We start from the raw sequence: 12,833 nt of genomic DNA on the forward strand, positions 1-12,833 counted from the left end.
ATGGAGGAACCTCAAGATTACGCCGAGAAAACAATGAAGGCCATAGTTAAAAAATATACAGAGTTAGCTGAGGAGATTAATGTAGAACGGGCAGGTCAGCTAACAGATCAAACGGTTATTTATCTATTGAGTGAAAGTTTTGCGGATCCTCGTCGTGTTCCGGGAGTGACGATCAGTCAAAATGTAATACCTAATATTGAATACATTATGAGTCAAACAACAAGTGGTTTGATGAAGAGCGATCATTATGGTGGTGGGATGGCTAATATTGAATTCCAAGTATACAGTGGCTTGCCTTTCTACAATTACAATTCCTCTATTTCATCGGTCTATTTGGATGTAGCACCGAATATGAAGAAATTTCCAAGTATCAGTGACTTATATGATGAAAGTAATCGGGTCGCTATTCATCCATACTACGATACCAGTTACAACCGTAATACTATTTATAAACAGTTGGGGATTGATCGGTTCTATACCTTGAATAGTTCACAGTATCCGATAACTGTAGCGGATACAGATTACCAAGGGAATTTTGTTAGTGATCGAAAGACTTATGATTTGATATTGGATCAGGTTCGTTCTACTGACAATAAATTTGTGTCAGCCATTACCATGCAGAACCATGTGCAGTGGAATTCTTCAGAGCCTGCTACAATTACAGCAACTGGTCAAGGTTTTACGGCTGAGGAGAATGAAAACCTAAATAGCTATGTTCGTCTCTTATCCTTTACGGATCAGGCAACAAGGGATTTTCTAGACCAGCTTAAGACCTTGGATAAGAAAGTGACAGTTGTTTTTTACGGTGACCACCTACCAGGTTTGTATCCAGAGTCCGCTTTCGTGACGGACCCAAGCGCGCAGTACAAGACAGATTATTTCGTGTGGAGTAATTTTGAAACAGAAGACTACCATTATGATTTGGTCAATTCTAGCGATATGAATGCTCTTATGCTGGAGACGACCAATAACAAGGTCAGTCCTTACTATGCTCTCTTGACGGAAGTGCTCCACAAGGATCGAGTGGGTCAGGCAGAACGCGACGCAACAGTTGCAGAAGTGCTCAAACTGGTCCAATATGACCTATCTACAGGAAAAGGCTACCTTTTGAAATACAAAGACTTTTTCAAAGTAGCGACTGAAACGACAGAATAAAAATAGGACCAAGTCAGATAGCTGTCAAATAGTTGGCTTGGTTTTCTTTATGTGAAAAAGGACACAAACATGGCGAGTTGTGGTATAATAACGGTGTTTATACTCTTCAAAAATCAAAATTATCCGTTGTCAAGAGTCTTGATGAATGAAAAACTTCAGTGGAGCTTTTCAGCCTGTTACCTTAAAATAAGAAAGTAACAGTGTTCTATCGTCGGCTTGAAGACGCAAACATTGTTTTCTGTATTTTCCACCTTCAACTATCTTCCAGATAGTTGAAGGTGGTCTACTTTTGATTTTCGTTGAGTATTATTATTTTATAACAATGATTGGTGGAATGTCTTTTAGGATACTAATAAGTAAAATTAAAACGATAGTGATGTTTGCAATTAGATAATTTTGTTTCATTGATATTCCCCATTGTTGAATATAGATAATATTTATTTTAAAATCATGATAACATCTATTAAGTTATGCTTTAAACAAATCCCTTATATATAAAAGGAGGTCTGGGTATGAGTTGTTTTGGGAAAACGTTGAAATTTATCAGAGAGGGAAAGGGGAAGAGTCTGGCGGAGGTCGCCAAGGGACATATTTCTACTTCTCAACTTTCTCGGTTTGAAAATGGGGAATCCGACATTACTGTTAGTAAATTATTTGGTGTACTGGCGGAAATGAATGTGGATGTAGACGAGTTCGTGTACGCCAGTCAGGATTTCAAAAAAGATGAACTGACTAGACTTTTGGAACAAATCAAAGAATCGCTATATATTGGAAAAGTAGCGAAATTAAAACAACTGTTGTCAGAACAAATGAGAAAATCTCAGGGGGGAGAACGGGAGGAGTTTCATCGGTTGAATGCTATTTTAATCGCTTATAAACTGAGAAACTTAGATAAGACAGTAGTTGTTTCGAAAGAAGATACAGCCTTTTTAACGGATTACTTATTTCGAGTTGAGAATTGGAGCTACTATGAAATCTTACTATTTGCGAATACGATTGACAAATTGGGTCATCAAACAATGATGCTTTTTTGTAGAGAGTTAATCCATCGTACACAGTTTTACCGTGAAATGAAACAACATCGATTGGTAGTTTCTCAAGTTCTCCTTAGTGCTTATCTAGTCAGCGTTCAAACTAAGGAACTTGTCGACGCAATCTTTCTCGAAAAGACTATCGAAGGTTTGCTTTTCGACGAGACAGAAATTTTTGAACGCATTTTGTTTAAATTTGGTAAGGCTTTTTATGATTATCAAAATACCGGAACCTCTAATGCTATTTTGGATATGAGAAAGTGTATTGGACTTTTACGAGCGGTTGATAGCCAGAATATAGCAGATTGGTATGAAAGTATATTGGAAAAGATACTTATTGAGTAGTGGTTGCGTATAAGGGACATATTTTGTTGTCCTATATTTATAATTTATTATTAATAATGCGTAAATTTATTTATTGGACAAGAAAAGGAGAAGAATATGTCTGTAATTGAATTTAAAAAGTTGTCTTCAAAATTATTAAAAGTAAGTAAAATTGAAACCCTCAGTGGATGTGGAACAAAAAGAACACAGCAAACAAAAGGATGGTATTAATTTTTGGTTTTTCGATTGGTAAAATTAGTCTAGTTGACAGAGATTTTTTATATTATTATCGCTACAAGTTTCGTTGATTAAACTTATTGTATTTTAAAAACATAATAGTGTATTGATTCCATTAAATAAATTTACGTATTTTTAAGGAGAATATGATAATGAAATTTATGCTAAATTGTGATTACTACTACCATTATTTTGGTGAAGATTTGATGGTTATAGGAAAATACGGTCAATACTTATTAAATGAATATCAAGCGTTAGTTTTAAAACAGATAAACGAAACGGGTAGTGTAGAAAGTTTGATAGGTTACTTCTCTGATATAGCGGGGGAATGTGAAACAAAAATAAAAAAGCTATTATTGGATACATTAAAATTATTCTTGGAGAAAGAGTTTATTGTTAAAGGAGTTTCTGCTTATCCGAAGCATATTTATGGTGAAGTTGGGAAATTTTACCCTAGGAAAATAGTTATAGAATTAACGAATAAATGTCATTTACAGTGTATACACTGTTTTAAGGAAGCTGGACCAATTAACAGGAATTTTTTGAAATATGAAGAGCTAATAAATTTTTTAGATAGGGTAAAAGGAAAGGTTTATGAAATACAGTTAACGGGTGGGGAGCCGATGGCACATCCTCATTTTAAAGAGATTTCAAAATATGTTACGGAAAACTTTCAAGAAGTAACAATGACAACCACTGGTCATTTAATTAATTCCAAAAGTATAATTTATTTGAAGGGAATGAGCTACATTCAAATTTCTTTATATCATCATAATCCGATTCTAAACGACCAAATTACCAATGGAAAGGATACATTAAATAAAACGATTAGAGGAATAAGATTTCTAAACAATGAGAATTTAGACTATTCAGTGACCAATATTGTCCGAAACAGTCTTATAGATGAATTTGATAATTTTATAGAATTTTTAATGCTAAACCAAGTAAAAGCGGTGAGATTTGGGCTATTTAGTCATTTGGGTAGAGGTAAGTTAGTCGGATCAGATTGGTTTTTAAGTCCCGCTAAAGTAGAAGAATTTTATGAGATGCTTATAGAAAAAAGTAGAGAGTATAGGAGCAGAATTAATATACATACATGGGAAGAAGATAATTGCTTTAACTATTTTGAAGACATTGTAGATGGTACAATGCGTTGCGGAGCAGGTGTTATTGAATGGACAATCAATGAGAGTGGCCATATTAAGCCGTGTACATTCTTTCCGGATGGTGAGTTTTCTTCTTACTCTCTTCAAAATTTTGAAGAATATTCAATGCAAAATCACGAACAGAATATTGTAAAGAAAATAAATGATTGGGAAGGTTTGCTCCAGACGGTTGGGTTGTCAACTAGAAATATTTGCGAAGAAATCTATAAAATGGTGGAAAAGAAATGAAAAAGAGGAATTTTTGGCTAACCTTATCTTGTATTTTTACAGTAGCCCTGCTCAATGTTGGCTTTCTGTACCAATATCGCTATATTATTGATGCTATTGCGGCTGGAGATAGACAGGCCTTTGTGTCTTATTTTGTGCTGATGGGGCTAACTGTCCTTGTCATGCTGGTCTTTGAATACATTCGTCAGATTGCCAATGTCAGCTATCTCAATCAAGTAGGTTTCCAATTGCAGGCGACCTTTATTGGGAAAATTTTTGATTTGCCTTTTAGAGAGTTCGTTGAGCAGGGGGCAGGGGCCTATATTTCTCAGCTCAATAATGATTTGGAGACGGTGAAAGAAGATTATTACGACGCCTTTTTTACGATTTTTCAAGGTGCTTGTACCTTTGGCATTGCCAGTTTGGCCCTTCTTAGCTTGGATGGTCTGACCGCTATTTTCTTAATTTTGATTTCATTCTTGCCAGTTGTGATTCCCTATTTGTTTAAAAAGCGGAGAAGGCTCAATCAGGAGGCGATTTCGGACAGTCAGCAGGTCTATAATACAAGGGTTTCAGATGTCTTTCTAGGTTATTTGCAAGTGAAAAATAGCCGCCAAAGACAGCAGGTTTTAGATGAGCTGAATGATCGCTATCAAGCAGTCAATGACAAGGTTGATCAGGCCAATCGAACGACAGTAACCATGCGGCTCTTAGTCGGTTTCGTCTTTTATCTGACCACTCTTTCGATTATCTTTATCGGTGGTTTTCAAGTCTTTTCTGGCGCCTTGACCATCGGTGGCTTGACAGCTATTCTGACCATTTCAGAGCAGTTGGTGGATCCCATTAATAGCATTGCGGCAGCCTTTTTGGACAGGCATGCCGTTAAGGAATTGAAGCAAGAGTTTGAGCTATCTACTTTGGGGCAAGAAACGAAGGGACAGGAACTAGCTTCAGCTTTCCAGAGCATGCAACTGGTCAAGGCTAGTTATGCCATCGGTGAGAAGCAGGTCTTTGAAGACCTGACAGTAGCGTTTGAACGTGGCAAGAAGTATTTAATTCTTGGGGAAAGTGGTTCTGGCAAATCTTCCTTGGCTCTTATTTTGACCAAGAATAGCCAACTGCAAGCAGGGGATATTTACTTTGATAAAACCTCTCTTTCAGACTTATCCTACCAAGCCATTCAAGACAAGATTGCTTATCTGCCACAAGAGGGATCCCTTTTCCATGATACGGTTCTTTACAACTTGACCATGGGACGGGAGGTTTCAGAAGATAGGATGATGTCCCTCATTAAAACCATGAACCTTGACAGTCGTTTTCCAAGTTATGCTTCTTTGAGCGAGGAAATCAGTGATAATAGCGGACTGTCTGGCGGACAAAAGCAACGCCTGCTCTTGATTCGTGCCTTGCTGCAAGATAAGGACATCTTGTTGCTGGATGAAAGTCTGTCTGCCTTGGATCAGGAAACCTATACAGTAATTGAAGCCTACCTTACCTCACTAGCAGATAAGACGCTCATTCATATTTCCCACCGTGTGTCCGATGAGGTCCTTTCTCGTTATGATGAGGTGGTACGGATTGGGGAGAGCAATTAATTTTTGTCAGATTGTTCCTATCTAGGAGGAGTTATGAAAAAATTGTCTATCAATTGCGATTTGTTATTGCCATTCAGTTGGTTTTCCATATCTTATATAGTTTGACAAATGTCGTTTTGCCGGAGTTAAATAAGTATCTTTTTGACCATATTTTTCAGATGGGCTGGATAGGACTTGTCTGGCTCTTGTTGGCCTACGCTTTGACCATCATTGCCAATTCAGTTTTTCAGTACATTTCCCAGGTTTATGAGTGGAAGGTGTCTCAGGGCTTCTATGTCACGGCTAAAAAAGGTCTGGCAAACAGCTTGTTATCACAGCCTTTATCCAAATTTTCAGAGAAGAATGTTTCTGCCTATCTGTCCATTTTTGACAATGATTTGGAAACCATTGAGGAGAGTTATCTGAGTCCTCTCATGGACATTATCCGCTCTAGTTCGAGCATGATTATCTATGCATTTTCTCTCTTTCTCTTTGTTCATCCGCTGGTTGCGGTTGGGATTATTCTGTTGTCTGCCTTGGCGGTCTTCATTCCCAAGTGGATTTCTGGCCCCCTTTCTCAGCGGCAGCGGGCATTTTTACAGAGTTTGGAAAGTTATTTTCAGGTGGTGACTGACCTCTTTTCTGCCAAGAATCGTGTCAATACCGAAACTTTCGGCTCCATCAGCCGTGTCCACCATCGGTCAGTAGAAGAAAGTGAGCAGGCTCGTTTTCACTTTGGGCAATTCAAAACCCTGGCCAATGTTGTCAATGGATTTTCCATGTTTTTGGTGCAATTAACGGCTTTTGGCTTGGTCGGCTACCTCTTGCTACAAAAAGAGGTGACCATCGGTGCAGCCATTGCGACCTTTAGCTATGTTGAAAATTTCATCTATCCTATGAAATACATCCTCTTGGATGTCAATTATATCCATTCGACCAAGGAAACAGTTGCCAACTTAGAAGGTTATCTTGCTGGTCAGGTCTTGTCTGAGCAAGTGCCAAGCTATCCCAATGTGACAGCCTTAGAAGTCAGGGATGTGGCCTATCATGTGGGAGAATTAGCGGTCGCAGATTTTTCCTATCGGTTTGACAAGGGGAAAAAGTATGCCATCATTGGTCCGTCAGCCAGCGGAAAATCCACTTTTCTACGAGTGTTGGCAGGAGAACTAGCTCTGGACAAGGGAAGTGTTTCCTATTTGGAACATGATGTTTTGCATGAAATGGAAGCAGCTACTGCCTTCTATCTCAGCCAGTTTGAGCATCTTTATCATACTGATTTTGAAAGCAATGTGTCTGTCTTTGGAACCTATGATAAGGGAAGAGATGCCATGCTTGGCTTGTTAAGGAGCTTGCCAACGAGTTTACAGGACACTTTGATGACCACAAGCGATCCTAGTCAGTTGAGTGGTGGCGAGAAAAACATCCTGTGTCTGCTCCGTGCCCTGATGAGTGGTAAGGATGTCTTGCTCTTGGATGAACCGACCGCTCATTTAGACCCTGCCCTGACCAAACAGGTTTTGACCAACCTCTTGCAGTTGGAGGACAAACTTATCATTACTATCTTGCACCAATCAGACCCAGCTATCCTAGACTTGTTTGATGTGGTTTTGGAAATGCGTGATGGGAAATTGAGTGAAAAGATATAAAAATGACCCCAAGTCAATAATTCTGACTTGGGGTTATCCTTTATAAATAATGCGGAGGAAGGGATTTGAACCCTCACACCCGATGGGCACATGCGCCTGAAGCATGCGTGTCTGCCGTTCCACCACCTCCGCTTGCTTTTTATTATACTATTTTTCAATTGAAATAACTAGAGTAAAATGTAAAATCGAAACCGCTTGCGGTTTTTTCTTAGGAAATTTGGTATAATAGGAACAAGTACATACAAAGGAGTCTTCATTGCAAGGAAGAATTATCAAGGCCTTGGCTGGTTTTTACTATGTCGAGGCAGATGGACAGATTTATCAAACCAGAGCCAGAGGAAATTTTCGTAAGAAAGGCCAAACGCCCTATGTGGGTGATTTTGTGGATTTTTCTGCGGAGGAAAACTCAGAAGGCTATATTTTAAAAATCCATGAGAGGAAAAATAGTCTAGTTCGACCTCCTATCGTCAATATCGATCAGGCGGTAGTTATCATGTCGGCCAAGGAGCCTGATTTTAATGCTAATTTACTTGATCGTTTCCTAGTACTTTTAGAACAAAAGGATATGGATCCCATTATCTATATCTCTAAGATGGACTTGGTAGAAGATCGGACGGAAATTGATGCCTTCAAGGCTATCTATGAGAAAATTGGCTATCCTTTTGTCTATAGTTTGGAGGAATTGACGCCATTATTGCAGGATAAGGTGACGGTCTTTATGGGGCAGACAGGGGTTGGCAAATCGACTCTTCTCAATCGCATTGCACCAGAATTAGCCTTGGAAACAGGGGCGATTTCAGATAGTCTGGGGCGTGGTCGCCATACCACTCGTGCGGTCAGTTTCTACAATGTCTTCGGTGGGAAAATTGCGGATACGCCAGGTTTCTCATCTCTAGACTATGAAGTCAAGGAGGCTGAGGCACTGACAGATTGTTTCCCAGAGATTGCGGAAGCCAGCCAGAACTGCAAATTTAGGACCTGTACCCACACCCATGAGCCGGATTGTGCAGTCAAAGAAGCTGTTGCCAGCTCTGCCATTTCCCAAAGTCGCTTTGACAATTATCTCCAATTCCTCAGCGAAATCCAAAATCAGCGTGAAACCTATGCCAAGGTAAGTAAGAAATTCAAATAGAAAGTTGGTTCTGTATGTCACATTATAAGATCGCACCGTCTATTTTGGCGGCAGATTATGCAAATTTTGAAAAAGAGCTCAAGCGTCTAGAAAAGACAGGTGTGGAGTATGTGCACATTGATGTCATGGACGGTCATTTTGTGCCAAATATTAGCTTTGGGGCGGATGTGGTTGCGGCTATGCGTCCTCATAGCAAGCTGGTTTTTGATTGTCATCTCATGGTGTCCAATCCTGAAAATCATATTGAGACCTTTGCACGTGCGGGTGCAGATATTTTAACCATTCATGCAGAAGCAACGGTTCACCTGCATGGAACCCTGCAAAAAATTCGTGCTGCTGGTATGAAGGTGGGCGTGGTCATCAATCCAGGCACACCTCTTGTGACCATTGAGCCTGTGCTCAACTTGGTGGATCAGGTGCTCCTCATGACGGTTAACCCAGGTTTTGGTGGTCAGGCCTACATTCCAGAAGTGGCTGAGAAGATTGAGGCCTTGGTCAAACTCCGTGAAGCCAAAGGCTTGAACTTTGACATCGAAGTGGACGGTGGGATTGACGATAAGACCATTCATTCAGCCAAAAATGCGGGTGCCAATGTCTTTGTGGCAGGTTCCTACCTTTTCAAAGGCGATTTGGATGCCAACGTTGCTAAATTGAAAGCAGCCCTCCATGATTAAGATTGCCTTAATAGCAGGTGGTTCATTTGACTGCCTTCCTGAGCCTGCAGACCTCTATGTAGGGGTAGATGCAGGCTCACTTCGTCTATTGGAACATTCCCTACCTCTTGACTGGGCTATCGGTGATTTTGACTCGGTGACACCTGAAGAATTAGGGCGGATAAAGGATCTAGCAGAGCGGTTCCTACAAGCACCTGCTGAAAAAGATGACACAGACTTAGAGTTAGCGTTAAAGGAAGTGTTCAAAGTTTATCCGCAGGCCCAGGTTCACATATATGGTGCTTTGGGTGGACGCATGGATCATATGATGGCTAATCTCTTTCTAGCTGCAGAGCCTGACTTGGCCCCCTACATGGAGCAAATTGAATTGGTGGACAGTCAGAACATTGTTCGTTTTCGACCTGCAGGACGTCATGTCATTCAACCTATTCAAGGAATGACCTATATTTCCTTTATGCCAGAAGATGGCAGCCGCTTGACCATTCGTCATGCCAAGTACCCGTTGGATGCCAGTAATTATTTTTTCAAAAAATGCTATTCCTCTAACGAATTTATAGATAGAGACATAGACATTCAACTGGATAAGGGCTACGTGGTCCTTATCTACAGTAAGGATAAGAATTAGATGGATATTGTATTACTTATTTTGCTGATACTGGTCTTGCTCGCCTTGGTTTTTCTTTATGGAAAATGGCAGAGCTTGGCCCTGCTTTTGCAAGATCAGGCAGAAGACACAGCAGACAACTTGTCTGATCAGCTCAGCTATCAACTTGAAAATGCAACCCTCAAACAGCAACAGGCCATTCATCAGGAAGTGGAAAGACTCCGCACGGAGCTTTACCAACAGCTAACCGACATCCGTCATGAGCTGAATAAGAGCCACTTGGAAACGCGAGATGCCACCGACCGCCGTTTGCAGGCCATTCAGGAGTCCAATGAAAAACGCCTGGAAGAAATGCGGCAGACAGTTGAGGAAAAGCTGGAGAAAACCCTGCAAACCCGCCTACAAGCCTCCTTTGAAACGGTGTCCAAGCAATTGGAATCGGTCAATCGTGGTCTGGGAGAAATGCAGACGGTGGCGCGTGATGTGGGTAGTCTTAACAAGGTACTGTCTGGGACCAAAACCCGTGGCATCATGGGTGAATTGCAGCTGGGACAGATTATCGAGGATATTTTGACACCTAGCCAATATGAGCGAGAGTTTGCCACGGTTTCAGGCTCTAGTGAGCGCGTGGAGTATGCGGTCAAGCTACCAGGACGGACTGAAGGCGATTATATCTACTTGCCAATCGATTCCAAGTTTCCGCTGGCGGATTACTACCGCTTGGAAGATGCTTATGAAAGTGGGGACAAGGACCAGATTGACCTTCATCGGAAAAATCTCTTGGCTGCTATTAAACGTTTTGCCAAGGACATTCAGAGCAAGTACCTCAATCCGCCTGAAACCACCAACTTTGGCGTGTTGTTCTTGCCAACCGAAGGGCTTTATTCAGAGGTGGTCCGCAATCCGATTTTCTTTGACGACCTTCGCCGTCAGGAAAATATCGTGGTAGCAGGACCGACCACCCTTTCTGCCCTGCTCAATTCTCTCTCTGTCGGCTTTAAAACCCTCAACATTCAACGGTCGGCCGATGATATTTCCAAGGTCTTGGGCAATGTCAAGCTGGAATTTGGCAAGTTTTCTGACCTCTTGGTCAAGGCCCAAAAGCAACTCAATCAGGCCAGCAGCAATATTGACAAACTCCTAACGACTCGCACCAACGCTATCGAGCGTAGTCTTCGAGCCATCGACCTATACGAAGATGACCAAACTAAGGGACTGCTTGGCTTGTCCCCATTAGATGAGGAAGATAATGAAAATTAACCAAATGAAAAAAGATGAATTCTTCGAAGGATTCTATTTGATCAAAGCAGCAGAAGTCCGTCAAACACGGGCTGGCAAAGACTACCTAGCTCTGACCTTCCAGGATGATACTGGTGAGATTGAAGGCAAGGTTTGGGACGCCCAACCAGGGAAAATCAAGGATTTTACTGCTGGAACTGTAGTTCATATGCAGGGACGCCGTGAAGTCTACAATAATTCACCCCAAGTCAATCAGTTGGTTCTCCGTTTACCAAAAGCTGGCGAACCAAACGACCCTGCTGAGTTCAAGGAAAAGCCACCTGTGGATGTCAAGGACACCAAGGACTACCTAAATCAGATGATTTTCCGCATCGAAAATGCCACTTGGCAGCGGATTGTCCGTGCTCTTTACAGTAAATATGAAAAGGAATTTTATTCCTATCCAGCAGCCAAGACCAATCACCATGCCTTTTATTCAGGCTTGTCCTTCCATACCGCGACCATGGTCCGCTTGGCAGATAAAATTGGTGATATTTATCCTCAGCTCAATAAGAGCCTGCTCTTTGCAGGAATCATGCTTCATGACCTAGCCAAGGTGATTGAACTGACAGGTCCTGATAACACAGGCTACACTGTCCGTGGAAATTTGATTGGGCACATTTCCTTGATTGATGAAGAGATTACCAAGGTTTTGGTGGAATTGGGCATTGATGACAGTCTGGAGGAAGTGACTGTTCTGCGCCACGTTATCCTCAGCCACCACGGCCTCTTGGAGTATGGTAGCCCAGTCCGTCCGCAGATTATGGAGGCGGAAATCCTCCACATGATTGACAACATCGATGCGGAAATGATGATGATGCTATCGGCCTTGGACAAGGTCGGTCCAGGCGAGATGACCAACCGCATCTTTGCCATGGACAACCGCGCCTTCTATAAGCCCAATATCGACTAGTGGTAGTTAAGATTTTATCTCGACAGCCCCTCACCAAAGGCTGGTCCACGGACCAAAAGTACAAGGTCCAGCTAGAAGATGGCCGCTTTGGTCTGTTGAGAATAGCAGAGCGGCCAGCCTATGAGGCTAAGCGATTAGAGTTTCAGTTAGTTGAAAACCTGTTTGGTTTAAGTTTGCCTGTGGCAGAGCCGCTAAGATTTTGGGCGGATGATTTGTCAGTCTACACCCTTTATGAATGGGTGGAAGGACAGGATATGAATGAAGTGGCTTCCGATTTGCCTGATTCTGTCTTGTATGAATTGGGCTGTCAGGCTGGAAAGTTTTTACGCGCCCTGCATGGTCTGCCTATTGATCAAAGTCTGCGCGACTGGAACAGTTTTTATCAGGCAAAGATTGACAGTAAATTAGCTGCCTACCAAGCAGCTAGTCATTCCTATCCAAATGGTCAAGCCATGATAAACTTTGTCCAGGCCAATCGTCACTTGCTTGAAGGGAGGCCGATTGCCTACCATCATGGAGATTTTCATACAGGGAATTTTCTACTGGGAAGAGATGGAAAACTAAAAATCTTAGACTTTGATCGCTACGATATAGGAGACCCCTGGGAAGAATTTAATCGATTGATTTTCACGGTAGATTTGTCTCCAGCCTTTGCACGTGGTCAGGTGGATGCCTATTTTGATGGCGCTATTCCAGAGGAATTTTGGAGACTCACTGCTCTTTATGTCACAGTAAATAGTCTAGGAGCTCTTTCTTGGGCAGAACAAGTAGATCCCGAACAAATTCCCTTGATGCAGTCACAAGCTGAGAGAATAGTTGGTTGGTATGAACACTATAGGCTTTATTCCCCCTCATGGTATCGGTAGTATTTCTATAAAATCCCAAATTTCAA

12 protein-coding genes and 1 tRNA gene are annotated in these 12,833 nt (G+C 41.6%); 12 read left to right on the top strand and 1 reads right to left on the bottom strand.

The window, feature by feature from the left end:
- From L6410_RS00990 to L6410_RS01010, 6 genes are all read left to right on the top strand, one after another.
- Positions 1–1,155, top strand: coding sequence for an LTA synthase family protein (locus L6410_RS00990; protein ID WP_237395629.1), 1,155 nt, complete (start codon positions 1–3; stop codon positions 1,153–1,155).
- 512 nt (positions 1,156–1,667) lie between these two features.
- Positions 1,668–2,531, top strand: coding sequence for a helix-turn-helix domain-containing protein (locus L6410_RS00995; protein ID WP_237395630.1), 864 nt, complete (start codon positions 1,668–1,670; stop codon positions 2,529–2,531).
- A gap of 96 nt (positions 2,532–2,627) precedes the next feature.
- On the top strand, positions 2,628–2,741 hold the full coding sequence (locus L6410_RS11125; RefSeq protein ID WP_014636519.1) for a TQQ cross-linked RaS-RiPP peptide: 114 nt from the start codon (positions 2,628–2,630) through the stop codon (positions 2,739–2,741).
- Positions 2,742–2,899: 158 nt separating this feature from the next.
- Complete coding sequence (locus tag L6410_RS01000; protein WP_237395631.1) at positions 2,900–4,141, top strand: radical SAM protein; 1,242 nt, start codon at positions 2,900–2,902, stop codon at positions 4,139–4,141.
- Positions 4,138–5,715, top strand: coding sequence for an ATP-binding cassette domain-containing protein (locus L6410_RS01005; protein ID WP_237395632.1), 1,578 nt, complete (start codon positions 4,138–4,140; stop codon positions 5,713–5,715). The genes L6410_RS01000 and L6410_RS01005 overlap by 4 nt, the downstream gene beginning before the upstream one ends.
- A 53-nt stretch (positions 5,716–5,768) precedes the next feature.
- Positions 5,769–7,340: an ATP-binding cassette domain-containing protein gene (locus L6410_RS01010; protein WP_237395633.1), complete on the top strand. Its 1,572-nt coding sequence runs from the start codon at positions 5,769–5,771 to the stop codon at positions 7,338–7,340.
- Positions 7,341–7,390: 50 nt separating this feature from the next.
- Here L6410_RS01010 and L6410_RS01015 read toward each other — a convergent pair.
- Positions 7,391–7,472: transfer RNA gene (locus L6410_RS01015), tRNA-Leu, on the bottom strand.
- A gap of 124 nt (positions 7,473–7,596) precedes the next feature.
- Here L6410_RS01015 and rsgA point away from each other — a divergent pair.
- Genes rsgA through L6410_RS01045 form a run of 6 tightly spaced genes read left to right on the top strand, consistent with a single transcriptional unit; the run spans position 7,597 to position 12,807 of the window.
- Positions 7,597–8,472, top strand: coding sequence for a ribosome small subunit-dependent GTPase A (gene rsgA / locus L6410_RS01020; protein ID WP_024391619.1), 876 nt, complete (start codon positions 7,597–7,599; stop codon positions 8,470–8,472).
- 14 nt (positions 8,473–8,486) lie between these two features.
- Positions 8,487–9,146: a ribulose-phosphate 3-epimerase gene (rpe, locus tag L6410_RS01025; protein WP_024391620.1), complete on the top strand. Its 660-nt coding sequence runs from the start codon at positions 8,487–8,489 to the stop codon at positions 9,144–9,146.
- Positions 9,139–9,771: a thiamine diphosphokinase gene (locus tag L6410_RS01030; protein WP_024391621.1), complete on the top strand. Its 633-nt coding sequence runs from the start codon at positions 9,139–9,141 to the stop codon at positions 9,769–9,771. Before rpe ends, L6410_RS01030 begins: the two co-directional genes overlap by 8 nt.
- Positions 9,772–11,010 (top strand): DNA recombination protein RmuC, encoded by a 1,239-nt coding sequence (locus L6410_RS01035; protein WP_105126371.1) that lies wholly within the window; start codon positions 9,772–9,774, stop codon positions 11,008–11,010.
- Positions 11,000–11,941, top strand: coding sequence for a 3'-5' exoribonuclease YhaM family protein (locus tag L6410_RS01040; protein WP_024397117.1), 942 nt, complete (start codon positions 11,000–11,002; stop codon positions 11,939–11,941). The genes L6410_RS01035 and L6410_RS01040 overlap by 11 nt, the downstream gene beginning before the upstream one ends.
- Entirely contained in the window at positions 11,941–12,807 is an 867-nt protein-coding gene (locus L6410_RS01045; protein ID WP_172076019.1) for an aminoglycoside phosphotransferase family protein, read from the top strand. Before L6410_RS01040 ends, L6410_RS01045 begins: the two co-directional genes overlap by 1 nt.
- Positions 12,808–12,833: the final 26 nt, after the last annotated feature.

The organism is Streptococcus parasuis (assembly GCF_021654455.1).
GTDB classification, from domain to species: Bacteria; Bacillota; Bacilli; order Lactobacillales; family Streptococcaceae; genus Streptococcus; species Streptococcus parasuis.

Bases quoted from the DNA above. Each gene is read 5' to 3' on its own strand.
- L6410_RS00995 (WP_237395630.1), top strand. From the start codon at position 1,668: ATGAGTTGTTTTGGGAAAACGTTGAAATTTATCAGAGAGGGAAAGGGG.
- L6410_RS11125 (WP_014636519.1), top strand. From the start codon at position 2,628: ATGTCTGTAATTGAATTTAAAAAGTTGTCTTCAAAATTATTAAAAGTA.
- L6410_RS01000 (WP_237395631.1), top strand. From the start codon at position 2,900: ATGAAATTTATGCTAAATTGTGATTACTACTACCATTATTTTGGTGAA.
- rpe (WP_024391620.1), top strand. From the start codon at position 8,487: ATGTCACATTATAAGATCGCACCGTCTATTTTGGCGGCAGATTATGCA.
- L6410_RS01035 (WP_105126371.1), top strand. From the start codon at position 9,772: ATGGATATTGTATTACTTATTTTGCTGATACTGGTCTTGCTCGCCTTG.
- L6410_RS01030 (WP_024391621.1), top strand. From the start codon at position 9,139: ATGATTAAGATTGCCTTAATAGCAGGTGGTTCATTTGACTGCCTTCCT.
- L6410_RS00990 (WP_237395629.1), top strand. From the start codon at position 1: ATGGAGGAACCTCAAGATTACGCCGAGAAAACAATGAAGGCCATAGTT.
- L6410_RS01005 (WP_237395632.1), top strand. From the start codon at position 4,138: ATGAAAAAGAGGAATTTTTGGCTAACCTTATCTTGTATTTTTACAGTA.
- L6410_RS01040 (WP_024397117.1), top strand. From the start codon at position 11,000: ATGAAAATTAACCAAATGAAAAAAGATGAATTCTTCGAAGGATTCTAT.